The 24,618-nt window shown below is 60.9% G+C and carries 20 protein-coding genes; 13 read left to right on the top strand and 7 right to left on the bottom strand.

Translation table 11 applies throughout. From position 1 onward, the window contains the following. Positions 1-88: 88 nt before the first annotated feature. Together KGA98_RS03130 and KGA98_RS03125 are read left to right on the top strand one after the other, a co-directional pair. Complete coding sequence (locus KGA98_RS03130; RefSeq protein ID WP_223501108.1) at positions 89-1,237, top strand: pyridoxal phosphate-dependent aminotransferase; 1,149 nt, start codon at positions 89-91, stop codon at positions 1,235-1,237. Continuing rightward, positions 1,225-2,016: an amidohydrolase gene (locus KGA98_RS03125; protein WP_057716292.1), complete on the top strand. Its 792-nt coding sequence runs from the start codon at positions 1,225-1,227 to the stop codon at positions 2,014-2,016. Before KGA98_RS03130 ends, KGA98_RS03125 begins: the two co-directional genes overlap by 13 nt. Before the next feature lie 187 nt (positions 2,017-2,203). On the opposite strand, the gene leuA is transcribed toward KGA98_RS03125, so the two are convergent. Further along, a complete protein-coding gene (gene leuA, locus KGA98_RS03120) occupies positions 2,204-3,883 on the bottom strand; it encodes a 2-isopropylmalate synthase (RefSeq protein WP_057716291.1) in 1,680 nt (559 codons plus the stop codon). 166 nt (positions 3,884-4,049) lie between these two features. Here leuA and KGA98_RS03115 point away from each other — a divergent pair, with 166 nt between their 5' ends. Further along, positions 4,050-4,211, top strand: coding sequence for a hypothetical protein (locus KGA98_RS03115; RefSeq protein ID WP_167362849.1), 162 nt, complete (start codon positions 4,050-4,052; stop codon positions 4,209-4,211). 124 nt (positions 4,212-4,335) lie between these two features. On the opposite strand, the gene KGA98_RS03110 is transcribed toward KGA98_RS03115, so the two are convergent. Both KGA98_RS03110 and xseA read right to left on the bottom strand, forming a co-directional pair. Further along, the gene (locus KGA98_RS03110; RefSeq protein WP_223501100.1) at positions 4,336-5,157 is read right to left on the bottom strand and encodes a peptidoglycan DD-metalloendopeptidase family protein; all 822 of its coding nucleotides are present in this window, start codon (positions 5,155-5,157) and stop codon (positions 4,336-4,338) included. Positions 5,158-5,160: 3 nt separating this feature from the next. Beyond that, on the bottom strand, positions 5,161-6,540 hold the full coding sequence (xseA, locus tag KGA98_RS03105; protein WP_223501091.1) for an exodeoxyribonuclease VII large subunit: 1,380 nt from the start codon (positions 6,538-6,540) through the stop codon (positions 5,161-5,163). Between the two features lie 196 nt (positions 6,541-6,736). Between xseA and KGA98_RS03100 the strand changes: the two genes are divergently transcribed. Beyond that, positions 6,737-7,504, top strand: coding sequence for a sulfite exporter TauE/SafE family protein (locus tag KGA98_RS03100; RefSeq protein ID WP_223501083.1), 768 nt, complete (start codon positions 6,737-6,739; stop codon positions 7,502-7,504). Between the two features lie 134 nt (positions 7,505-7,638). Here KGA98_RS03100 and KGA98_RS03095 read toward each other — a convergent pair whose 3' ends face one another. From KGA98_RS03095 to KGA98_RS03085, 3 genes are read right to left on the bottom strand one after another with little or no spacing between them, the layout of a single operon-like run. Continuing rightward, entirely contained in the window at positions 7,639-8,046 is a 408-nt protein-coding gene (locus KGA98_RS03095) for a DNA polymerase III subunit chi (protein ID WP_150813630.1), read from the bottom strand. Between the two features lie 8 nt (positions 8,047-8,054). Next, positions 8,055-8,483 (bottom strand): DNA polymerase III subunit chi, encoded by a 429-nt coding sequence (locus KGA98_RS03090; protein ID WP_223501079.1) that lies wholly within the window; start codon positions 8,481-8,483, stop codon positions 8,055-8,057. A 60-nt stretch (positions 8,484-8,543) separates the two neighbouring features. Continuing rightward, positions 8,544-10,034, bottom strand: a complete 1,491-nt coding sequence (locus KGA98_RS03085) for a leucyl aminopeptidase (protein WP_223501427.1) — start codon at positions 10,032-10,034, stop codon at positions 8,544-8,546. A gap of 393 nt (positions 10,035-10,427) precedes the next feature. Here KGA98_RS03085 and lptF point away from each other — a divergent pair, with 393 nt between their 5' ends. The 8 genes from lptF (at position 10,428) to pdxJ (ending at position 18,848) form a co-directional block, all read left to right on the top strand. Continuing rightward, positions 10,428-11,546: an LPS export ABC transporter permease LptF gene (gene lptF / locus KGA98_RS03080; RefSeq protein ID WP_150813632.1), complete on the top strand. Its 1,119-nt coding sequence runs from the start codon at positions 10,428-10,430 to the stop codon at positions 11,544-11,546. Then, positions 11,539-12,600, top strand: a complete 1,062-nt coding sequence (gene lptG / locus KGA98_RS03075; RefSeq protein ID WP_223501077.1) for an LPS export ABC transporter permease LptG — start codon at positions 11,539-11,541, stop codon at positions 12,598-12,600. Before lptF ends, lptG begins: the two co-directional genes overlap by 8 nt. A 171-nt stretch (positions 12,601-12,771) precedes the next feature. Beyond that, the gene (lepA, locus tag KGA98_RS03070) at positions 12,772-14,571 is read left to right on the top strand and encodes a translation elongation factor 4 (RefSeq protein WP_008053223.1); all 1,800 of its coding nucleotides are present in this window, start codon (positions 12,772-12,774) and stop codon (positions 14,569-14,571) included. A gap of 5 nt (positions 14,572-14,576) precedes the next feature. Further along, positions 14,577-15,431 (top strand): signal peptidase I, encoded by an 855-nt coding sequence (gene lepB, locus KGA98_RS03065; RefSeq protein ID WP_057716283.1) that lies wholly within the window; start codon positions 14,577-14,579, stop codon positions 15,429-15,431. Positions 15,432-15,615: 184 nt separating this feature from the next. Beyond that, positions 15,616-16,305, top strand: a complete 690-nt coding sequence (gene rnc / locus KGA98_RS03060; protein ID WP_008053221.1) for a ribonuclease III — start codon at positions 15,616-15,618, stop codon at positions 16,303-16,305. Further along, the gene (gene era, locus KGA98_RS03055; protein WP_007973959.1) at positions 16,298-17,200 is read left to right on the top strand and encodes a GTPase Era; all 903 of its coding nucleotides are present in this window, start codon (positions 16,298-16,300) and stop codon (positions 17,198-17,200) included. The genes rnc and era overlap by 8 nt, the downstream gene beginning before the upstream one ends. 162 nt (positions 17,201-17,362) lie before the next feature. Further along, on the top strand, positions 17,363-18,052 hold the full coding sequence (gene recO / locus KGA98_RS03050) for a DNA repair protein RecO (protein ID WP_154861696.1): 690 nt from the start codon (positions 17,363-17,365) through the stop codon (positions 18,050-18,052). Between the two features lie 49 nt (positions 18,053-18,101). Further along, on the top strand, positions 18,102-18,848 hold the full coding sequence (gene pdxJ, locus KGA98_RS03045; RefSeq protein WP_223501073.1) for a pyridoxine 5'-phosphate synthase: 747 nt from the start codon (positions 18,102-18,104) through the stop codon (positions 18,846-18,848). Between the two features lie 126 nt (positions 18,849-18,974). On the opposite strand, the gene mltF is transcribed toward pdxJ, so the two are convergent. After that, the gene (mltF, locus tag KGA98_RS03040) at positions 18,975-20,435 is read right to left on the bottom strand and encodes a membrane-bound lytic murein transglycosylase MltF (protein ID WP_079246808.1); all 1,461 of its coding nucleotides are present in this window, start codon (positions 20,433-20,435) and stop codon (positions 18,975-18,977) included. 285 nt (positions 20,436-20,720) lie between these two features. Between mltF and purL the strand changes: the two genes are divergently transcribed. Continuing rightward, positions 20,721-24,617 carry a phosphoribosylformylglycinamidine synthase gene (gene purL / locus KGA98_RS03035; RefSeq protein ID WP_223501057.1) on the top strand — a complete coding sequence of 1,299 codons (3,897 nt, stop codon included), beginning with the start codon at positions 20,721-20,723 and terminating at the stop codon, positions 24,615-24,617. Position 24,618 lies beyond the last annotated feature (1 nt).

Raw genomic sequence — 24,618 nt, 5'->3', positions numbered from 1 at the left:
ATGGCGCCCTTTTTCATGCCAGCCGTTTGGGCTATCCTCGGACTCCCCCGCGCCGCCGTAGAGCCGGGTGTAGAGCAGGGAACCACCGATGATCACCAGCAAGCTGCCGAATGTCGGCATCACTATCTTCACTCAGATGTCTCAGCTCGCGGCTCAGACCGGCGCGCTCAATCTGTCCCAGGGCTTTCCCGATTTCGCGGCCCCGCTGGCCCTGTGCGATGCGGTCGGCCGGCATATCGCCAGCGGCCATAACCAGTATTCGCCAATGACCGGGCTGCCGGTGTTGCGTCAGCAGATCGCGGCGAAGATCGCCCGCAGTTATGGCGTGCAGGTGGATGTGGATACTGAAGTGACGGTTACCCCCGGCGCGACCGAGGCGATTTTCTGTGCCATTCAGGCGATTATCCACAGCGGTGACGAAGTCATTGTGTTTGACCCGGCATACGACAGCTACGAACCTTCGGTGGAGCTGGCAGGCGGCCGTTGCGTGCATGTGCAACTGGGTCTGAACGATTTCAGTATCGACTTCGAGAAGCTTGCTCAGGCACTGAGCCCGCGCACGCGGATGATCATTCTCAACACCCCGCACAACCCTAGCGGTGCGTTGATCAGCCGTGACGAACTCGACCAGTTGGCGACGTTAATCCGTGATCGCGATATCTATGTGATCAGCGACGAAGTCTACGAGCACCTGGTGTATGACGGCGTGCCTCACGTCAGCGTGCTGGCCCATGAAGAGCTGTATCAGCGTGCATTCGTGGTCAGTTCGTTCGGCAAGACCTACCACGTCACCGGCTGGAAAACCGGTTATGTGATCGCACCGCCGGCCCTGACGGCGGAATTGCGCAAGGTGCACCAGTACGTCAATTTCTGTGGTGTGACGCCGCTGCAATATGCCTTGGCCGATTTTATGGCCGAGCATCCCGAGCACGTCGAAGAGCTGCCTGCTTTCTATCAGGCCAAGCGTGATCTGTTCTGCGATCTGCTGGCACCGTCGCGTTTCAGTTTCACCCGGGTGACCGGCACCTATTTCCAGTTGGTCGATTACTCGCAGATCCGCCCGGACCTCAATGACGTCGAGATGGCCCTGTGGATGACTCGCGAGCACGGCGTGGCCAGTATCCCGATCTCGGTGTTCTACCAGACGCCACCGGCCGGCCAACGCCTGGTGCGGCTGTGCTTCGCCAAGCGTGAGGAGACCCTGCGTGAAGCGGCGGAAAAACTATGCGTGATCTGAGTGCATTGCCGAAACTGACCGTTGCGCTGATCCAGACGTCCCTGGCCTGGCACGACCGCCAGGCCAACCTTGAGCATTTCGAACCGTTGCTGGAGCAGGCTCGCGGCGCCGACCTGATCATTCTGCCGGAGATGTTCACCACCGGTTTCTCCATGGAGTCGGAAGCCCTCGCCGAAGCGGAAAACGGGCCTACCAGCAAATGGCTGCGGGCTCAGGCTTTGAGGCTTGATGCGGTGATCACCGGTAGCGTGATCGTCCAGGCCGCCGACGGCAGTCATCGCAATCGCCTGTTGTGGGCACGCCCGGATGGCGAGGTGTGGCATTACGACAAGCGTCACCTGTTCCGCATGGCCGGTGAGCATAACCACTACACCCCCGGCGAGCGCCAGGTGCAGTTCGAGCTCAAGGGCTGGCGAGTACGGCCGTTGATTTGCTACGACCTGCGCTTCCCGGTGTGGAGCCGTGACGCCCAGGACACCGACCTGCTGCTGTACACCGCCAACTGGCCTGGTGCGCGGCGCCAGCACTGGAACCGTTTGCTGCCGGCGCGGGCGATCGAGAACCTGTGCTATGTGGCGGCGGTGAACCGTATTGGCACGGATGGCAAAGGTTTTGCGTATACCGGTGACAGCCAGGTCCTGGATTTCCAGGGCGAGACGCTGCTCAGTGCCGGAGAGGCTGACGGGGTGTTCAAGGTGGTGCTGGATGCGGCGGAACTGGCGGCGTATCGCACGCGGTTTCCGGCGAATCTGGATGCCGATACCTTCGAGTTCACCTGAGATCGTCGCCGCCTGACCTGGCCTCTTCGCGAGCAGGCTCGCTCCCACAGTTTCCGTGTTCACACCGATCCAATGTGGGAGCGAGCCTGCTCGCGATAGGGCCCCCAACGACACCACAAAAATCTGCAGGCAAACAAAAAGGCCCCGAGGTTCACACCCCGGGGCCTTTTGCTTTTCGGCTGACAGCTTACGCCGCTTTCGCTTCCGGCTGGCTCAGCGAACGGTTCAGTGCGCTGAACAGGGCCTTGAAGCTGGCGGTGGTGATGTTTTCGTCGATGCCGACGCCATGCACCGCGCGTTCGCCGTTCACTCGCAGTTCAATGTAGGCCGCAGCCTTGGCATTGGTGCCAGCGCCGATGGCGTGCTCGTTGTAATCCATGATTTCCACCGGTACCGGCAAGCCGGCCACCAGCGCCTCCAGGGCGCCGTTGCCCTTGCCGCGCCAGTGCAGGTTAGTCTCGCCCTGGCCTTGGCTGGCCACTTCCACTTCGACGGCGCTGTGACCGTTTTCTTCCTGCAGGCGATGGCTGACCAGCGCGTACGGGGTGTTGGCCTGCAAGTACTCGCTGTGCAGCAATGCGTGGATCTGCTGGGCGGTCATTTCCAGGCCCAGGCGGTCGGTTTCACGCTGCACGACCTGGCTGAACTCGATCTGCATGCGACGCGGCAGGCTGATGCCGTATTCCTGTTCCAGCAGGTAGGCGATACCGCCCTTGCCCGACTGGCTGTTGACGCGGATGACCGCCTCGTAGCTGCGGCCGATGTCGGCCGGGTCGATCGGCAGGTACGGTACTTCCCACAGTGCGTCCGGTTTCTGCTGGGCAAAGCCCTTGCGGATCGCATCCTGGTGCGAGCCGGAGAACGCGGTATGCACCAGGTCGCCGACGTACGGGTGACGCGGGTGCACCTGGATCTGGTTGCACTCTTCGACGACTTTGCGCACGCCGTCGATGTCGGAGAAGTCCAGCTCAGGGTTCACGCCCTGGGTGTAGAGGTTCAACGCCACGGTCACGAGGTCGACGTTACCGGTACGCTCGCCGTTGCCGAACAGGCAGCCTTCGACACGGTCGGCGCCAGCCATCAGGCCCAGTTCGGTGGCGGCAACGCCGGTGCCACGGTCGTTGTGGGTGTGCAGGCTGATGATCACGCTGTCACGACGGTTGATGTGACGGCCAAACCATTCGATCTGGTCGGCATAGATGTTCGGCGTCGCGCATTCCACCGTGGCCGGCAGGTTGAGGATCATCTTGTGCTCGGGCGTCGGGTTCCAGACTTCGATCACCGCGTCGCAGACTTCCTTGGCGAACTCCATTTCGGTGGCGCTGAAGGTTTCCGGCGAGTATTCGAAGGTCCACTCGGTGTCCGGCTGCATGGCCGCGTATTTGACGAACAGCTTGGCGGCGTTCACGGCGATGGCCTTGACCCCGTCCTTGTCCTGGTTGAAGACAATGCGGCGGAAGGAAGGGGAGGTCGCGTTGTACAGGTGAACGATGGCTTTCTTCGCGCCGCGCAGGGATTCGAAGGTGCGCTCGATCAGGTCTTCACGGCCCTGGGTCAGCACCTGGATGGTGGTGTCGTCCGGGATGTGGTTGCCTTCGATCAGGGTGCGGACGAAGTCGAAGTCGGTTTGCGAGGCGGCCGGGAACGACGCTTCGATTTCCTTCACGCCGACCTGCACCAGGGTTTTCCAGAAACGCAGCTTCTTGACGGCGTCCATCGGTTCGATCAGCGACTGGTTGCCGTCGCGCAGGTCGGAGCTGCACCAGATCGGCGCGGCGGTGATGGTTTTCGACGGCCAGGTGCGGTCCGGAATGTCGATGGTCGGGAACGCGCGGTATTTCGAAGACGGGTCTTTGAGCATGCTCATCAGGAAATCCTTATTGTGTTGGCCGAAAAAAGGCGGCCTGCCGGTGGATCAAAAGTTCTTGGACTAACGCTTGGGACGAGGCACCACGATTCAGCCCGGCAGTCGTGCACTGACAAGGCACAGGCTGCGGTGCTGGCGGAGCTGAATGAGGGTGTGAGAGGTTTTCATGCCTTCAACCCTAACCTTGGGGGGGAAAGATGGCAAGCAGTCGAAAAAAATTGAGAGGAATACTCGTGAGCGGGTATTTATCGAGATTTTATTGCTGCGATTGGCAGTGATTGTTTTGTTGTTTGCGCGAGGTTTGAGTGGTGCGCAATTGATGATGTGACACTGCCGGACTGCTTTCGGTGTCTGTGATATTGCCATCGCGAGCAAGCCCGCTCCCACAGGTACAGCGCAATCCCTGTGGGAGCGGGCTTGCCCGCGAAGAGGCTATCGGCCTCGGCTAGGATTCAGGGCTGAAACGCACCAATGAAGATAGCCGGATCGACCCGCGCATCGTTCAGGCTGATGTTCCAGTGCATGTGCGGTCCGGTCGCGCGGCCGGTCGCGCCGACTTTGCCGACCACGTCACCACGGGCCAGTGGCTGCCCCACCTTCACGTCGATTTTCGACATGTGGCAGAACATGCTGATAAAGCCCTGGCCATGGTCGACGAACACTGTGTTGCCATTGAAGAAGTAGTTGCCGATCAGGATCACCTTGCCGGCGGCCGGGGTCTTGATTGGCGTACCGCCGGGTACGGCGAAGTCCAGGCCTGAGTGGGGGTTGCGTTCTTCACCGTTGAAAAAGCGCCGCACGCCGAACTTGCTCGACAGCGGCCCGCTCACCGGTTTGTCCAGCAGCAGGTTGCTCGGGGTGTTGGGGCTGAACGTGCGGTAGGCAGTAATCTGCTCAGCCAGTTCACGCTCGATGCGCTTGAGATTTTCCGGGTCCGGATTGACCTGTTGGGTGTTCTTCAGGGTGATGCGCTGTTCCGGGTATTTCTTGTTGCCAACCGTAAAATTCAGATTTCGGCCGCCGCTGCTGACCGATTGAACCCCCGGCTTGACCGTCAGCGGCAGGCCGACAATGGCCAGCCAGTTGTTCTGTTCCTTCACTACCAGCACCGGTTTGCCTTGATAAGTGGCTTTTGGCGCCTGGGCGGACGTGCCAAGGTCCACCACCGCAACGCCTCCCGGCACCGGTTTGTTCAACTGGCGAGTAATGTAGCTGTCGGCATGGGCGTTGAAGGTCAGGAGCAGCAACAGCAACGGAGCAAAGAAACGCGGCATGGATCAATCCAGTAAAGAAAGGGTGACGGGCGTCAGGTGATTGTCTTCGACCCGCACTTGCAGTTCGCCTTCGCCCAGTTTGGCCTTCAGGCGCTGGCCGGTATGGGTTTGCGCGGCGTTGCGGATCGCGTTGCCGCGCTCGTCCAGCAAGATGCTGTAGCCACGGCCGAGGGTCGCCAACGGGCTGACCACATGCAGTGTTTGCATCTGGCTGTGCAACTGCAGGCGACGGTTTTTCAGCCCTTCGCGGATCGCGCGCGGCAGGCGTTCGGCCAGGCTGTCGAGGCGCTGGCGAAGCATTGCCAGTTGCCGGCCCGGATGTTGTGCAGCCAGACGGGTTTCCAGGCGGATCAAGCGTTCGCGGCGGGTGTTGAGGCTGCGCTCGAACGCGCGGCGCATGCGCATGTCCAGGTCATCCAGGCGTTGCGCTTGCTGGCGCAGGCGCTCGCCGGGATGGCGCAGACGTCGGGAAACGCCTTCCAGGCGCAGGCGGTCGCGCATCAAGCGGTCACGCATGCGCATCACCAGCCGTCGGTGCAGGCTTTCGACCCGACGCATCAGGTCGCTGGAGTCCGGTGCCAGCAATTCGGCGGCAGCGGAAGGGGTGGGCGCGCGCACGTCGGCCACGAAGTCGCTGATCGACACGTCGGTTTCATGGCCGACCGCGCTGACAATCGGCGTCACGCAAGCGTCTACGGCGCGGGCCACGGCTTCTTCGTTGAAGCACCAGAGATCTTCCAGCGAGCCACCGCCCCGGGCCAGGATCAGCGCGTCGAAACCGCGGGCATCGGCCAGTTTCAAGGCGCGGACAATCTGCGCTGTGGCTTCGCGGCCCTGTACGGCGGTAGGGATCAGGGTCAATTGCACCTGCGGTGCACGACGGCGGAACACGCTGATGATGTCGCGGATCACCGCCCCAGTGGGCGAACTGATGATGCCGATGCGTTGTGGATGCGCCGGCAACGGCACCTTGCGCTCGGCACTGAACAGGCCTTCGGCGCTGAGCTTTTCCTTGAGTGCATCGAACGCCAGACGCAAGGCTCCGTCGCCGGCCGGCTCCACGGTGTCGAGGATCAGCTGATAATCACCGCGTCCCTCGAACAGCGAGACCTTGCCACGGACCTTGACCGCCAGGCCGTCTTTCAAGGCCTGGCGAACCCGTGCCGCGTTCTGCCGGAACAATGCGCAACGCACCTGGGCGCCGCTGTCCTTGAGGGTGAAATACACGTGGCCGGAAGCCGGGCGGGCGAGGTTGGAGATTTCGCCTTCGACCCAGATGTTGCTGAACACGTCTTCAAGCAACACCCGCGCGCGGCCGTTGAGCTGGCTGACGGTCAGGACTTCGCGGTCCAGGCCGAGTCTTGCAAAGGGATCTTTAATCATGGGGCGCAGTTTAAAGGCATTTGCCTGGCAATCTCCACGACTGCTCACAAATCCATTGAGGGCATTTATGTGGGAGCGAGCTTGCTCGCGATGGGGCCCGCAAATTCAGCATTGATTTGCCAGACAGAGCGCCATCGCGAGCAAGCTCGCTCCCACAGAGGTAAAGTCGCCTCATGTGATCAAGGAAGATGTTCGGATGAATGTGTTTGAAATGTTGAACCAATGGCCCTTTGGCCCGCTGGACTGGTTGGTAATCGGTGCGGGCATCGCCCTGGCCTACATCGTGTTCGGTATCGCCGGTTTCGGCACCGCGCTGGTGGCGGGACCGATTCTGATTCTGTTCATGCCGCTGTCGAAGATCGTGCCTTTACTGGTGTTGCTGGATTTTGTCGCGGCATTCGGCAATCTGTTGCCTTCGCGGCGCGATGTGGCGAGGCCGGAGCTGTTGCGGTTGCTGCCGTGCATGGCGGTGGGCTGCACACTTGGCGTGATATTCCTGCTGAACCTGAAATCCGACCTGTTGCTGCTGCTGATGGGGCTGTTTATCAGCGCCTATGCAATTTACAGCCTGTGGATAAAGGTCCGTCCGGCGCAGTTGTCTGCCGCGTGGGCGCTGCCGATGGGGACGGTGGGTGGAATGTTTGGCGCGTTGTTTGGCAGCGGCGGCTTTCTCTATGCGATCTATTTGAACAGCCGGTTGCCCAAGGAGGCGGCCCGGGCCACCCAGAGTGCGCTGATCAGTTGCAGTACGGTGGTGCGTTTGAGCCTGTTTGCAATCGCCGGTGTGTATGCCGATTTGCCGTTGCTGGTGCTTGCGGTTTGTCTGTTGCCGGCGATGGTGCTGGGGCTGTGGGTTGGCCGGAGGTTGACCATGCGCTTGTCCCGCGAGGCGTTTGTGCGCCTGGTGACGTGGCTGGTGCTGGCCAGCGGGATCGCGTTGATCGGACGCTACTTGAGCACCTGAACGCTGCTTCTTCTGTAGGAGCGAGCTTGCTCGCGAAAGACTGGAGGACGACGCGTTTATCCAGACAACGCGCGTAATCATTAACGTCCTTCGCGAGCAAGCTCGCTCCTACAGTAGAGCCATATGCGTTGTGGTCAGTCGTTGTACTGGCTCAACAAACGCTCCAGTCGTGCACTGAGGCGGCGTTTGATTTCGGTCTCGATGTGCGGGGCGAAATCGTCGATCACGTCTTGCATGATCAATTGCGCGGCAGCGCGCAATTCGCTGTCCAGGTGCAGCAAGTCATCCGGGTTCTTGCTGGGGGCGGGCGCCGACGTCGCCGCGGTGACGGGTTCAACGATCGGGGCAGGCGTTGTCGGTACGACGGGTGGCGAAGGCTCGCCCACGGCGTCGAACAACATGGGAATCTGTTCCTGATCACCTTCCTCGACCGTGTCGGTCAGCAGAGGCGGTTGCAGGTTGTCATCGCCGAGCAATTGGCGGATCGACTCAAGGTCGTCCAGCAGGTGCGCGGACTGTTGCAGCGGTTTTGGAGTGTCCATTGGAAGGCTCAGAGTCGCTGTAAACGGTGATCTTGCAGAGGATAGCCCTGTTCGCGGTAGAAACGGAAACTCTCCCGCGCGGCCGCTCTGATCGTCGGATCCTCCACCACCACTTCCGCCACCCGGGCGAACCTGTTGGCGAAGGCCGGGACTTTCAGGTCGAGATTGACCAGCAAATCCTGATGTTGACCGCAGTCATCGCCCAACCCCAGGACAATCAAACCCTCAGGCTCGGTGTCGGCGGGGCCGTGGGGCACGAAGCTTTCGCCCTTGAACGCCCACAGCCGCGCATCGAGATCGTCACGCTGGGCCGCGTCGCTGCAATGCAGGTAGATGCGGTGGCCCATGCGCCAGGCTTTCTCGGTGAGCTTGCAGGCAAAGTCCAGGCGTGCCGAAGGATCGGCGCTGGGCAGGATATAGAAGTCGACTTTGGTCATTGCAGTTCCAGAGCGGCAAGCGGCGTCACCGAAAAGTGACGCCGCCGCCCATCAACGGTTTCAGGCTTTGGCGCGGTCCAGCAGGTATTGGGTCAGCAGGGGAACCGGACGGCCAGTGGCGCCCTTGTCCTTGCCGCCGCTGGTCCAGGCCGTGCCGGCGATGTCCAGGTGCGCCCAGTTCAGGTTCTTGGTGAAGCGCGACAGGAAGCAGGCCGCAGTGATGGTGCCGGCTTTCGGGCCGCCAATGTTGGCGATGTCGGCGAACGGGCTGTCCAGCTGTTCCTGGTACTCATCGAACAGCGGCAGTTGCCAGGCGCGGTCGTCGGCAGCTTTGCCGGCGCTCAGCAGTTGGCCGATCAGTTCGTCATTGTTGCCCAGCAGGCCCGAGGTGTGGGAACCCAGGGCAACCACGCAGGCGCCGGTCAGGGTCGCGATGTCGATGACCGCTTGCGGCTTGAAGCGCTCGGAGTAGGTCAGGGCGTCACACAGCACCAGACGGCCTTCGGCGTCGGTGTTGAGGATTTCCACGGTCTGGCCGCTCATGGTGGTGACGATGTCCCCCGGGCGCGAAGCGTTGCCGCTCGGCATGTTTTCGGCGCAGGCCAGGATGCACACCAGGTTGATCGGCAGCTTCAGCTCGAGCACGGCACGCAGGGTGCCGAACACGCTGGCGGCGCCGCCCATGTCGTACTTCATTTCATCCATGCCGGCGCCCGGCTTGAGGCTGATGCCGCCGGTGTCGAAGGTGATGCCTTTGCCGACCAGCGCGTACGGCTTCTCGGATTTCTTGCCACCGTTGTATTGCATGACGATCAGGCGCGGAGGCTGGGCGCTGCCCTGGCCGACGGCGTAGAACGAGCCCATGCCCAGGGCCTTGATCTTCTTCTCGTCGAGGACTTCGACTTTCAGGTCCTTGAATTCTTTGCCCAGGTCTTTGGCCTGCTCACCGAGGAAGGTCGGGTGACAGATGTTCGGCGGCAGGTTACCCAGGTTACGGGTGAAGGCCATGCCGTTGGCGATGGCGGTGGCGTGGGTCACGGCGCGTTGCACTTCAGCCTGGGCGGCCTTGATGGTCAGCAGGGTGATTTTCTTCAGCGCGCGAGGTTCGGCTTTCTGGCTCTTGAACTGGTCGAAGCTGTACTCGCCGTCCACCAGGGTTTCGGCCAGCAGGCGGGTCTTGCCATAACTGTCGCGGCCTTTGACGACCACTTCATCCAGGGCCAGCACTGCATCGCTGCCGCCCAGGCTTTTGAGGGTATTGAGAATACCGGCGATGATCTTGCGAAACGGGCGGTCACCCAGTTCGTCGTCCTTGCCAACGCCCACCAGCAGCACACGCTCGGCCTTGAGGTTCGGCAGGCTGTGCAGCAGCAGGCCCTGGCCGACCTTGCCGGCCAGGTCGCCGCGCTTGAGCACAGTGCTGATTGCGCCGCCGCTCAGTTCGTCGAGTTGTCTGGCAACACCGCCGAGCTTGCGGCCTTCGCCAACGGAGACCACGAGAGTGGCGGTCTTCAACGTTTCGGGGTTGACGCTTTTTACAACCAGTTCCATGTCCGGGTCCCTGAATTGATGGTTATCACGCATGCGCCCGACACCTTATGTGCGTCGATTGCTTATAAACAGAAAGGCGCCAGGATCGACCGGCGACAAAGGCCGCAGTTTGAACCTCGCCAGCTGCGCCTGACAACCCTCGGCCGCACGAATGTAGGAGCGAGCCTGCTCGCGAAGAACCCAAGAGTGACGCAGGGTGTCAGGCTCCCCGCGTTATCGTTGACGACCATCGCGAGCAGGCTCGCTCCTACAAGGGGGGGATGCATTGCGCAGTGACAGGCGCACCCAATCACAGGATAATGCGCCATCTTTTTTCGGCGGCTCTGCCTTGCGGGCTGTCCGATACGTTTGCTTGTTTGGCCGCCTTAGCCTGACAACCCTGGAGTGTCTGGTTTGATCGTCTTCCGCTATCTATCCCGCGAAGTCCTGTTGACCTTGAGCGCCGTCAGTGCCGTGCTGCTGGTCATCATCATGAGCGGTCGCTTCATCAAATACCTCGCCCAGGCGGCTTCGGGCCTGCTGGATCCGGGGTCGTTGTTCCTGATCATGGGCTATCGCCTGCCGGGCTTCCTCCAGCTGATCCTGCCGCTGGGGCTGTTTCTCGGGATCCTGTTGTCCTACGGGCGCCTGTACCTCGAAAGCGAAATGACCGTGCTCTCGGCCACGGGCATGAGCCAACAGCGGCTGTTTTGCATGACGCTGTTCCCGGCCACCCTGGTTGCGCTCGTCGTGGCGTGGCTGAGCCTGAGCCTGGCGCCACAGGGGGCCAATCAGTTTCAGTTGCTGCTGAACAAGCAGGATGCCCTGACCGAATTCGATACCCTGGAGCCAGGGCGTTTCCAGGCTTTGCGTGACGGCACCCGGGTCACCTACACCGAGAGCATGTCCGATGACCGCGTCAATCTGGGTGGTGTGTTCATCTCGCAAAAGAACATCAGTTCCAATAACAAGGATCGCGGGATTTCTGTGCTGGTGGCGGAAAGGGGCCGCCAGGAAATTCGTCCGGACGGCAACCGCTACCTGATCCTTGATAACGGCTATCGCTATGACGGTAGTCCGGGGCAGGCCGACTACCGGGCGATCAAGTATGACGAGTACGGTGTGTTGCTGCCAAAACCGGAAGTCAGTGACGAAGTCACCGACCGTGATGCAATGCCGACCCGTACATTGATCGGCAGTGACGACATTCGCATGCGCGCCGAGCTGCAATGGCGCATGTCTCTGCCGTTGCTGGTGTTCATCGTGACCTTGATGGCGGTGCCGCTGTCACGGGTCAACCCGCGTCAGGGCCGATTCCTCAAGTTACTGCCGGCGATTCTTCTTTATATGGCTTACCTGACCATTTTGATCGCCGCCCGCGGTGCCCTCGACAAGGGCAAGATCCCTGCGGTGTTTGGCTTGTGGTGGGTGCACGGGATTTTCCTGTCCATCGGCCTGGGCTTGCTCTACTGGGAGCCCTTGCGCTTGAAGAGGGCGAGTCGCCGCAGCGCGCTGGAGGTGGCCCGTGGTTAAGCTTGATCGCTACATTGGTAGCAGTGTGTTCATGGCGATCCTGGCGGTGCTCGGGATCATTCTTGGTCTGGCGACACTGTTTGCCTTCATCGACGAGATGGGGGACATCAGCGATACCTACACCCTGGTCGATGTGCTGAGTTATGTGTTGTTGACCGCTCCGCGCCGGATGTACGAAATGCTGCCGATGGCTGCGCTGATCGGCTGCCTGATCGGTCTGGGCAGCCTGGCCAGCAACAGTGAGCTGACCATCATGCGCGCCGCCGGCGTGTCGATCGGCCGGATCGTCTGGGCGGTCATGAAGCCGATGCTGGTATTGATGCTGGCCGGCGTGCTGGTCGGCGAGTACGTCGCTCCGCCCGCTGAAACCGCCGCGCAGGCCAATCGCTCGCTGGCCCAGGGCAGCGGTGATGCACAAAGCGCCAGGCACGGCTTGTGGCACCGCCAGGGCGATGAGTTCATTCACGTCAACTCGGTACAACCCAACGGGATCCTGTATGGCGTGACCCGTTATCGCTTCGACAAAGAGCGGCACATGCTGTCGGCGAGTTTCGCCAAGCGTGCCAACTTCGAAAACGATCACTGGCAGTTGTCGGATGTCACGACCACGCTGTTCCACGAGCGCAGCACCGAAGTGGTTTCGACCCCGCAAGAGCGCTGGGACGTTGCGTTGAGTCCGCAGTTGCTGAACACCGTGGTCATGGTGCCCGAGTCGCTGTCGATCAGTGGCCTGTGGAGTTACATCCACTATCTGGCGGACCAGGGGCTGAACAATGGCCGCTACTGGCTGGCATTTTGGGTCAAGGTGTTGCAGCCGCTGGTGACTGCCGCTCTGGTGTTGATGGCGATTTCCTTCATCTTTGGTCCGCTGCGTTCGGTGACCCTGGGTCAGCGGGTGTTCACCGGCGTGCTGGTGGGCTTCACCTTCCGCATCGTTCAGGATCTGCTGGGGCCTTCGAGCCAGGTGTTCGGCTTCCCGCCGTTGCTTTCGGTGCTGGTGCCGGCGGGTGTTTGTGCCGTGGCGGGGCTCTGGCTGTTGCGTCGAGCAGGTTGATGGCGGGCATTTTTCGACCGCTTTGACGCTAAAAGACGCCCTTGTCGCAAGACCGGGGCGTTTTTGTAGGCGCCGTCTGACCTGCGAACGTGACGCTTGCGCCGTGGATCAGGTACAATTCCCGGCTATTTTTCGGCGGGCTATGCCTGCAGCCTTTTTGAGTGTTGATCCGTGAGTGATTTGAGTCATATCCGCAATTTCTCCATCATCGCCCACATTGACCATGGCAAGTCGACGCTGGCCGATCGCTTCATCCAGATGTGTGGCGGCCTCGCCGAGCGCGAAATGGAAGCCCAGGTCCTGGACTCCATGGACCTTGAGCGTGAACGCGGGATCACCATCAAGGCGCACAGCGTCACCTTGTATTACAAGGCTCGCGACGGTATCAACTACCAGCTGAACTTCATTGATACCCCCGGCCACGTTGACTTTACCTATGAGGTGAGCCGTTCGTTGGCTGCCTGTGAAGGCGCGCTGCTGGTGGTCGATGCCGGTCAAGGCGTTGAAGCGCAGTCGGTTGCCAACTGCTACACCGCGATCGAGCAGGGCCTGGAAGTGATGCCCGTGCTGAACAAGATCGACCTGCCACAGGCCGATCCGGACCGTGTTAAAGAAGAAATCGAAAAAATCATCGGCATCGATGCCACCGATGCGGTCGAGTGCTCGGCCAAGACCGGCCTGGGTGTCGACGAAGTGCTCGAGCGCCTGGTCGCCACCATTCCTGCACCGACCGGCAACTACGAAGATCCGCTGCAAGCGTTGATCATCGACTCCTGGTTCGACAACTACCTGGGTGTTGTTTCCCTGGTGCGCGTGCGCCACGGTCGTGTGAAGAAGGGCGACAAGATCCTGGTCAAGTCCACCGGCAAGATCCATCTGGTAGACAGCGTCGGTGTATTCAACCCGAAGCACACCCCTACCGCTGACCTCAAGGCCGGTGAAGTGGGCTTCATCATCGCCAGCATCAAGGACATTCACGGTGCGCCAGTGGGCGACACCCTGACCTTGAGCTCGACGCCGGACGTTGATGTACTGCCAGGCTTCAAACGTATTCAGCCGCAGGTTTACGCCGGTCTGTTCCCGGTCAGCTCCGACGACTTCGAAGATTTCCGCGAAGCGCTGCAAAAGCTCACCCTGAACGACTCGTCGCTGCAATACACGCCGGAAAGCTCTGACGCACTGGGCTTCGGCTTCCGTTGCGGCTTCCTCGGCATGCTGCACATGGAAATCATCCAGGAGCGCCTGGAGCGCGAGTACAACCTGGACCTGATCACCACGGCGCCGACGGTAATCTTCGAGCTGCTGCTCAAGACCGGCGAGACGATCTACGTCGATAACCCGTCGAAGCTCCCGGACCTGTCCTCGATCGAAGACATGCGTGAGCCGATCGTGCGGGCCAATATTCTTGTGCCGCAAGAGCATCTGGGCAACGTCATTACCCTGTGCATCGAAAAACGTGGTGTGCAGGTTGACATGCTGTTCCTCGGCTCCCAGGTACAAGTGACCTACGACCTGCCGATGAACGAAGTGGTGCTGGACTTCTTCGACCGCCTGAAATCCACCAGCCGCGGCTATGCTTCGCTGGACTACCATTTCGATCGTTATCAATCGGCTAGCCTGGTGAAACTGGACGTGCTGATCAACGGTGACAAGGTCGACGCTCTGGCGCTGATCGTGCACCGTGACAACTCGCACTACAAAGGTCGCCAGTTGACCGAGAAGATGAAAGAACTGATTCCGCGGCAGATGTTCGACGTGGCAATCCAGGCCGCCATTGGCGGGCAGATTGTGGCGCGGACAACCGTCAAGGCGCTCAGAAAGAACGTATTGGCCAAATGCTACGGTGGTGACGTCAGCCGTAAGAAGAAACTGCTGGAGAAGCAAAAGGCCGGTAAGAAACGCATGAAGCAGGTCGGCAACGTGGAGATTCCACAGGAAGCCTTCCTTGCAGTGCTCAGGTTGGATAGTTAGGTCCTATGTCGCTAAATTTCCCGCTGTTGCTGGTCATCGCCGTGTTCGTCTGCGGCCTGTTGGCGTTGCTCGATCTGTTGATCCTGGCCCCGCGTCGGCGTGCCGCCATCGCTTCCTATCAGGGCAGCGTCAGCCAGCCTGACATGGTCGTGGTCGAGAAGCTGAACAAAGAGCCGCTGCTGGTTGAATACGGCAAGTCGTTCTTCCCGGTGTTGTTCATCGTGCTGGTGCTGCGTTCGTTCCTGGTGGAACCGTTCCAGATTCCTTCCGGTTCGATGAAGCCAACCCTGGATGTCGGCGACTTCATCCTGGTGAGCAAGTTTTCCTACGGGATCCGCTTGCCGGTGATCGACAAGAAAGTCATCGAAGTCGGTGATCCGCAGCGCGGCGATGTGATGGTGTTCCGCTACCCGAGCGACCCGAACGTCAACTACATCAAGCGTGTGGTTGGATTGCCGGGCGACACGGTTCGCTACACCGCCGACAAGCGCCTGTTCGTCAACGGTCAATCGATTGCCGAGCAACTGGTCGGCTCCGAGCCGGGCACGCTGGGCAGCGCTGAGCTCTACAAGGAAAAACTCGGTGTGGCCGAGCACATGATCCGCAAGGAAATGAGCCGCTACCGCGCAATGCCGGACCATTCGTGGACCGTGCCGGCCGGGCACTACTTCATGATGGGCGACAACCGCGACAACTCCAACGACAGTCGCTACTGGGATGATCCGAACATTCCCAAGGATCTGCTGGGCATGGTTCCCGACAAGAATATCGTCGGCAAGGCCTTTGCGGTCTGGATGAGCTGGCCGGAACCCAAACTCAGCCACCTGCCGAATTTCTCGCGGGTTGGCCTGATCAAGTAATCAGACACGGCGCTGTTGAACACAGCGCCGAATGCATTTCTGGAGCCGGCACAATGGGCGCCAGAGGCATGAAAACAATGATATTCAGGACGTTATTTTTGAACACAGCTTTAATTGTCCCAAGCCTGCGCCAACTTACGGCGATGGCGGTGGAATCCAGCCACGAACTCAGCGTGGGTAAACCGTGAGCGTCTCCTTAAGTCGTCTAGAGCGTCAGCTCGGCTACACCTTCAAGGATCAGGAACTGATGGTCCTGGCCCTGACTCACCGCAGCTTTGCCGGGCGTAACAACGAACGCCTGGAATTCCTCGGTGACGCCATTCTCAACTTCGTCGCCGGCGAGGCGTTGTTCGAGCGCTTCCCGCTGGCTCGCGAAGGCCAGTTGTCGCGTTTGCGCGCGCGTCTGGTCAAAGGTGAGACCCTGGCCGTACTGGCCCGTGGTTTCGATCTGGGCGAATACCTGCGCCTGGGCTCGGGCGAGCTGAAAAGCGGCGGTTTCCGTCGCGAGTCGATTCTGGCCGATGCCCTCGAAGCGCTGATCGGTGCGATCTACCTCGATGCTGGCATGGAAATGGCCCGCGAGCGTGTGCTCGCCTGGCTGGCCGGCGAGTTCGAAGGCTTGACGCTGGTCGACACCAACAAAGATCCAAAGACCCGCCTGCAAGAGTTCCTGCAGTCCCGTGGTTGTGAGCTGCCGCGTTACGAAGTGGTGGATATCCAGGGTGAGCCGCATTGCCGGACGTTCTTCGTCGAATGCGAAATCATCTTACTGAATGAAAAAAGCCGAGGTCAGGGTGTGAGTCGTCGTATTGCCGAACAGGTAGCGGCCGCCGCAGCACTGATTGCCCTGGGTGTGGAGAATGGCAATGACTGATACAAATGCAACTCGCTGTGGCTATGTTGCCATCGTCGGCCGTCCGAACGTGGGCAAGTCCACGTTGCTGAACCACATCCTGGGTCAGAAGCTGGCGATCACCTCGCGCAAACCGCAAACCACCCGTCACAACATGCTCGGTATCAAGACCGAGGGCGATGTGCAGGCGATCTACGTCGACACCCCTGGTATGCACAAGGGCGGCGAAAAGGCCCTGAACCGCTACATGAACAAGACCGCTTCGGCGGCGCTGAAAGACGTCGACGTGGTTATCTTCGTGGTCGACCGCACCAAGTGGACCGAAGAAGACCAGATGGTTCTCGAGCGCGTGCAGTACGTGACCGGCCCGTTGATCGTCGCGTTGAACAAGACCGACCGCATCGAAGACAAGGCCGAGCTGATGCCGCACCTGAGCTGGTTGCAGGAGCAGTTGCCGAATGCGCAGATCATCCCGATTTCCGCACAGCACGGGCATAACCTCGATGCACTGGAACGCGTGATTGCCGAGCACCTGCCGGAAAACGATCACTTCTTCCCGGAAGACCAGATCACCGACCGCAGCAGCCGTTTCCTCGCCGCCGAACTGGTGCGCGAGAAAATCATGCGCCAGATGGGCGCCGAGCTGCCGTACCAGATCACCGTTGAAATCGAAGAATTCAAGCAGCAGGGCAAGACCCTGCACATTCATGCCTTGATCCTCGTCGAGCGCGATGGCCAGAAAAAAATCATCATTGGCGACAAGGGCGAGCGCATCAAGCGCATCGGCACCGAAGCGCGCAAGGACATGGAGCTGCTGTTCGACTCCAAGATCATGCTCAACCTGTGGGTCAAGGTTAAGGGTGGCTGGTCCGATGACGAGCGTGCATTGCGTTCGTTGGGTTACGGCGACCTGTAAAACATCAGGCAGCACATAGATCTACTGTGGGAGCGGGCTTGCTCGCGAAGAGGATGTAACATTCAGCTTTGATGTTGACTGTTACACCGCTTTCGCGAGCAAGCCCGCTCCCACATTGGTTTTGGGTTGTTTGTAAAGTTGCGCTCTTTCATCGAGAAATTCATGTCGCAAAGTCCGCCTCCCGCCCAACCCGCCTATGTCCTGCACTCCCGCGCCTACCGTGAAAACAGCGCGCTGGTGGACTTCCTTACGCCGCAAGGTCGGCTGCGGGCGGTGTTGCGCAGTGCACGGGGCAAGGCCGGGACACTGGCGCGGCCGTTCGTGCCATTGGAAGTCGAGTTCCGGGGCAAGGGCGAGCTGAAGAATGTCGGGCGCATGGAGAGTGCTGGCATCTCCACCTGGCTCAATGGCGAGGCGCTGTTCAGCGGTCTTTACCTCAATGAATTGCTGATTCGCCTGTTGCCCGCCGAAGATCCTCATCCCGGCGTATTCGATCACTATGCTGCGACTTTGCTGGCGCTGGCTGAAGGTCGTGCTCTGGAGCCCTTGCTGCGTTCCTTCGAGTGGCGCTTGCTCGATGACCTCGGCTACGGTTTTTCCCTGACGACTGATATTCATGATCAACCCATCGCGCCGGACGGTCTCTACCGTTTGCAAGTGGATGCCGGGCTGGAGCGGGTCTACCTGCTGCAGCCGGGCCTGTTCAACGGCACCGAATTGCTGGCCATGGCTGAAGCCGACTGGTCTGCCCCCGGCGCTCTGTCTGCCGCCAAGCGCTTGATGCGCCAGGCGTTGGCCGTTCACCTGGGCGGCCGTCCACTTGTCAGTCGCGAGCTGTTTCGCAAGCCCTGATCACACCGTATGCTGTGCACCGAACTTTCTCTTCTTCTGGAGCGCTTCCGTGACCACCAGCACCCGTATTCTTCTTGGCGTGAACATCGACCACGTTGCCACCCTGCGTCAGGCCCGGGGCACCCGTTACCCGGACCCGGTCAAGGCTGCACTGGACGCGGAAGAGGCGGGCGCCGACGGCATCACCGTGCACCTGCGCGAAGACCGTCGGCACATTCAGGAGCGCGACGTTCTGCTGCTCAAGGACGTGCTGCAAACCCGCATGAACTTCGAAATGGGGGTCACCGAAGAAATGATGTTGTTCGCCGAGCGCATCCGCCCGGCGCACATTTGCCTGGTGCCGGAAACCCGTCAGGAGCTGACCACCGAAGGTGGCCTGGATGTGGCGGGGCAGGAGGCGCGGATCAAGGCGGCGGTCGAGCGTCTGTCGAAGATCGGCTCCGAAGTGTCGCTGTTCATTGACGCCGATGAGCGCCAGATCGAAGCCTCCCGTCGTGTCGGCGCGCCAGCCATCGAGTTGCACACCGGGCGTTATGCCGATGCCGAGACGCCGACCGAAGTCGCCGAAGAACTCAAGCGTGTAGCCGATGGCGTGGCCTTCGGTCTGGCCCAGGGCCTGATCGTCAATGCCGGCCATGGCCTGCACTATCACAACGTTGAAGCCGTGGCGGCGATCAAGGGCATCAACGAACTGAACATCGGCCATGCGCTGGTGGCCCATGCGCTGTTCGTTGGCTTCAAGTCGGCTGTTTCGGAGATGAAGGCGTTGATTCTGGCGGCTGCCGCAAAAGCCTAAGCCGAACACAAAAACCAATGTGGGAGCGGGCTTGCTCGCGAAAGCGGAGTATCAGCCAACAGAGATGTTGGATGATAAATTGCCTTCGCGAGCAAGCCCGCTCCCACATTTGATTGGTGGTGATTGTCAGAGCGGTGCAGGTTCCTGCGACGGCTTGCTCTTGTCGATCCCCGGAACAAGCAGTTTGCCCTCGGCGACCTGGTCGCCTTCAAGCTGCGGCTGCGTGACCCAGGTCAGGATGTCGTAGTAGCGACGGATGTTCGCCACGAAATGCACCGGTTCGCCGCCACGGGCGTAGCCGTAACGGGTTTTGCTGTACCACTTCTTTTCCGACAGGCGCGGCAGGATCTTCTTCACGTCCAGCCATTTGTCCGGGTTCAACCCTTCCTTGGCCGCCAGTTTGCGTGCGTCATCCAGGTGGCCGCTGCCGACGTTGTAGGCCGCCAGGGCAAACCAGGTCCGGTCCGGCTCCTGAATCGAGTCGTCGAGCTGGTCTTTCATGTAGGCCAGGTACTTGGCGCCGCCCATGATGCTCTGCCTGGGGTCCAGGCGGTTGGACACGCCCATGGCCTGCGCGGTGTTCTGGGTCAGCATCATCAGGCCGCGCACGCCGGTCTTGGACGTGACCGTCGGTTGCCACAACGACTCCTGGTACCCGATGGCCGCCAGCAGGCGCCAGTCGACTTTCTCCTTCTTGGCGTAGGCCTTGAAGTGCTGTTCGTACTTGGGCAGGCGTTGCTGCAAGTGTTGGGCAAACGTGGTGGCGCCCATGTAGCCGAGGACGTCGACATGCCCGTAGTAGCGGTCCTTGAGGCGTTGCAGGGTGCCGTTCTTCTTGACCTTGTCGAGGTAATCGTTGATTTCGTTGAGCAGGCTGTTGTCGTCGCCCGGGGCGACGGCCCAGCTCTGGTTGCTGGCGTCGCCGAGGTCGAAGGCGACCCGGATGTTGGTGAAGTACACCTGGTTCATCGCCACTTCGTTGGAGTCGACCAGGGTCAGGTCGATCTGACCTTCATCCACCATGCGCAGGAGATCGACGACCTCGACCGCGTCAGACTCTTCGTATTCGATGCCGGGAAACTTCTGTTTCAGCTGCGCCAGTTGTTCGGCGTGGGTGCTGCCCTTGAGCACCATGATCTTCTTGCCCACCAGATCCTTCGCATCGGTTGGCCGGGACTGGCCGTTGCGATAGATGATCTGCGGGGTGACTTCCAGATAGGAGTGGGAGAAGCGCACCTGCTTCTTGCGCTCTTCGCTGCTGACCAGGCCGGCAGCCGCCAGCACCGGGCCATTGGGCTTGCCGACCTGGTTGAACAGGTCATCAAGGTTGTCGGCGGTCTCGATCTTGAGCTCGACCCCCAGATCGTCGGCGAAGCGCTTCACCAGCTCGTATTCGAAGCCGGTCTCACCGTTGCGATCCTGAAAGTAGGTGGCGGGGCTGTTTCGGGTAACCACCCGCAGCACACCATCCTCCTTTACGCGCTCGAGCGTGTTGGGTTTATCAACACAGCCACCGAGCATCAGGAAGAGTCCGGTTGCGATCAGCCATTTGGCGTACCGCGGACGCAAAGCCGTTGGGAAAAACATCTGCGCAGTATACGCAAAGGACCACGAGCGCCATATCTCGACAGTGAGGGGCTTGTCTGCTAGAGATCACAAAACCGGCCGAAACCCCGCAGGAATGGGCCTTGCCTGCATTTTGCTACAGTAAAAATAAGCTGTTGCTGCACGCCCGGTTAACCTGACTTTCGAGGCAGAAACACAGATCGACGCCCGAGTGCAACCGTGCGTAGCGTTTCGGGTGATGTCGCGGGCTGTTTAGGCTAGAATGCACGGCCTCAAAGCACACCCCTTCCCGAGGCTGTCCCGAAGATGTTGATCCTGCGCGGCGCTCCTGCCCTTTCTGCCTTTCGCCACAGCAAGCTCCTTGAGCAACTGAGCCAGAAGGTTCCGGCTGTCAGCGGCCTGTATGCTGAATTCGCTCACTTCGCCGAAGTTACCGGCGTCCTGACCGGCGACGAACAGCAGGTGCTAGCGCGCCTTCTGAAGTACGGTCCAAGCGTTCCGGTACAGGAACCGACCGGTCGTCTGTTTCTGGTGCTGCCGCGTTTCGGCACCATCTCGCCGTGGTCGAGCAAGGCCAGCGACATCGCCCGTAACTGTGGCCTGGCGAAAATCCAGCGCCTGGAGCGCGGCATTGCGTTCTACGTGGCCGGCCAGTTCAGCGACGCTGAAGCCCAGCTGATCGCCGACGGTCTGCACGACCGCATGACCCAGATCGTCCTTGGCAACCTCGAGCAGGCCGCCGGCCTGTTCAGTCACGCCGAACCGAAACCCCTGACCGCCATCGACGTGTTGGGCGGCGGCCGCGCCGCGCTGGAAAAAGCCAACACCGAGCTGGGCCTGGCCCTGGCCGAAGACGAGATCGACTATCTGGTCAACGCCTTCGTCGGTTTGAAGCGCAACCCGCATGACATCGAACTGATGATGTTCGCCCAGGCGAACTCCGAGCACTGCCGTCACAAGATCTTCAACGCCAGTTGGGACATCGACGGCCAGAGCCAGGAAAAAAGCCTGTTCGGCATGATCAAGAACACCTACGTGATGCACAGCGAAGGCGTTCTGTCGGCTTATAAGGACAACGCTTCGGTGATCGTTGGCTCCGTGGCCGGTCGCTTCTTCCCGGACCCTGAGACCCGCCAGTACGGCGCGGTGCAGGAGCCGGTGCACATCCTGATGAAGGTTGAGACCCACAACCACCCGACCGCGATTGCCCCGTTCCCGGGCGCATCCACCGGTTCCGGTGGCGAGATCCGTGACGAAGGCGCCACCGGTCGCGGTGCCAAGCCGAAGGCTGGCCTGACCGGTTTCACCGTGTCGAACCTGCAGATCCCGGGCTTCGAACAGCCGTGGGAAGTGCCGTACGGCAAGCCCGAGCGCATCGTCACCGCGCTGGACATCATGATCGAAGGCCCGCTGGGCGGCGCTGCGTTCAACAACGAATTCGGTCGTCCGGCACTGACCGGCTACTTCCGTACCTTCGAACAATCGATCACCACCCCGCACGGTGACGAAGTTCGCGGCTACCACAAGCCGATCATGCTGGCTGGCGGCATGGGCAACATCCGTGAAGAACATGTCAAGAAAGGCGAGATCGTCGTCGGCTCCAAGCTGATCGTGCTCGGCGGCCCGGCGATGCTGATCGGCCTGGGCGGCGGCGCGGCTTCCTCCATGGCCACCGGCACCAGCTCGGCAGACCTGGACTTCGCTTCCGTACAGCGCGAAAACCCGGAAATGGAACGTCGCTGCCAGGAAGTCATCGACCGTTGCTGGCAACTGGGCGACAAGAACCCGATCAGCTTCATCCACGACGTGGGTGCGGGCGGTCTGTCCAACGCCTTCCCGGAACTGGTCAACGACGGCGACCGCGGTGGCCGTTTCGAACTGCGCAACATTCCAAACGACGAGCCGGGCATGGCCCCGCACGAAATCTGGTCCAACGAATCCCAGGAACGTTACGTTCTGGCCGTCGGCCCGGCGGATTTCGAACGCTTCAAGGCGATCTGCGAGCGTGAGCGTTGCCCGTTTGCCGTAGTCGGCGAAGCCACTGCCGAACCGCAGTTGACCGTCACCGACAGCCACTTCGGCAACAGCCCGGTGGACATGCCGCTGGAAGTGTTGCTGGGCAAGGCTCCACGCATGCACCGTTCGGTGGTTCGTGAAAACGAACTGGGCGACGATTTCGATCCGTCGACCCTCGACATCGCCAATTGCGTCGAGCGCGTCCTGCATCACCCGGCCGTGGCGAGCAAGAGCTTCCTGATCACCATCGGCGACCGCACCATCACCGGCCTCGTGGCCCGTGACCAGATGGTCGGCCCGTGGCAGGTTCCGGTGGCCGACGTTGCCGTCACCGCCACCAGCTTCGACGTCTACACCGGTGAAGCCATGGCCATGGGCGAGCGCACTCCGCTGGCACTGCTGGACGCTCCGGCGTCGGGCCGCATGGCCATCGGCGAAACCCTGACCAACATCGCGGCCTCGCGCATCGGCAAGATCTCCGACATCAAACTGTCGGCGAACTGGATGTCGGCTGCCGGTCACCCGGGTGAAGATGCACGCCTGTACGACACCGTGAAAGCGGTCGGCATGGAGTTGTGCCCTGAGCTGGGCATCACCATTCCGGTGGGCAAGGACTCGATGTCCATGGCTACGCGCTGGAACGATGAAGGCGTGGACAAGTCCGTGACTTCGCCGATGTCCCTGATCGTGACCGGTTTCGCGCCAGTGACTGACATCCGTCAGACCCTGACCCCGCAACTGCGCATGGACAAGGGCACCACCGACCTGATCCTGATCGACCTGGGCCGCGGCCAGAACCGCATGGGCGCCTCGATCCTGGCGCAGGTTCACGGCAAGCTCGGCAAGCAGGCTCCGGACGTCGACGACGCCGAAGACCTCAAAGCCTTCTTCGCGGTGATCCAGGGCCTCAACGCCGACGGCCACCTGCTGGCTTACCACGACCGTTCCGACGGTGGTCTGCTGACCAGCGTTGTCGAGATGGCGTTCGCCGGTCACTGTGGCCTGAGCCTGAACCTCGACGGTCTGGCAGAAACTTCTGCCGATATCGCCGCCATCCTGTTCAACGAAGAACTGGGTGCTGTGATCCAGGTTCGCCAGGACGCCACCCCGGACATCCTCGCGCAGTTCAGCGCTGCCGGCCTGGGTGACTGCGTGTCGGTGATCGGTCAGCCAATCAACAATGGCGAGATCGGCATCACCTTCAACGGTGACACTGTGTTCGAAGGCCAGCGTCGTCTGCTGCAACGCCAGTGGGCCGAGACCAGCTACCAGATCCAGCGTCTGCGTGACAACGCCGACTGCGCCGAGCAAGAGTTCGACGTGCTGCTGGAAGAAGAAAACCCGGGCCTGAGCGTCAAGCTGAGCTACGACATCAACCAGGACATCGCCGCGCCTTACATCAAGAAAGGCATTCGCCCACAGGTTGCCGTACTGCGTGAGCAGGGCGTCAACGGTCAGGTGGAAATGGCTGCCGCGTTCGACCGCGCCGGTTTCAACGCGATCGACGTGCACATGAGCGACATTCTGGCCGGCCGGGTCGACCTGAACGAGTTCAAGGGCATGGTCGCTTGCGGCGGCTTCTCTTACGGCGACGTATTGGGTGCCGGTGAAGGCTGGGCGAAATCCGCGCTGTTCAACAGCCGTGCCCGCGATGCGTTCCAGGGCTTCTTCGAACGCAACGACAGCTTCACCCTCGGCGTGTGCAACGGTTGCCAGATGATGTCCAACCTGCACGAGCTGATCCCGGGCAGCGAGTTCTGGCCGCACTTCGTGCGCAACCGCTCCGAGCAGTTCGAAGCCCGTGTTGCCATGGTGCAGATCCAGGAGTCGAACTCGATCTTCCTGCAAGGCATGGCCGGTTCGCGCATGCCGATCGCCATTGCTCACGGTGAAGGCCATGCCGAGTTCGCCAGCGAAGAAGCACTGCTGGAAGCCGATCTGTCGGGTTGCGTGGCGATGCGTTTCGTCGACAACCACGGCAAGGTCACCGAGAGCTACCCGGCCAACCCGAACGGCTCGCCGCGCGGGATCACCGGTTTGACCAGCCGCGACGGTCGCGTGACCATCATGATGCCGCACCCGGAACGTGTGTTCCGCGCCGTGCAGAACTCGTGGCGCTCGGATGACTGGAACGAAGATGCTCCGTTGATGCGTATGTTCCGTAACGCTCGTGTGTGGGTAAACTAAG

The organism is Pseudomonas sp. BF-R-24 (assembly GCF_019947335.1).
GTDB classification, from domain to species: domain Bacteria; phylum Pseudomonadota; class Gammaproteobacteria; order Pseudomonadales; family Pseudomonadaceae; genus Aquipseudomonas; species Aquipseudomonas jessenii.
Note: the sequence above shows the minus strand (reverse complement) of the source record. Positions and strands in the feature narration are given on the sequence as shown.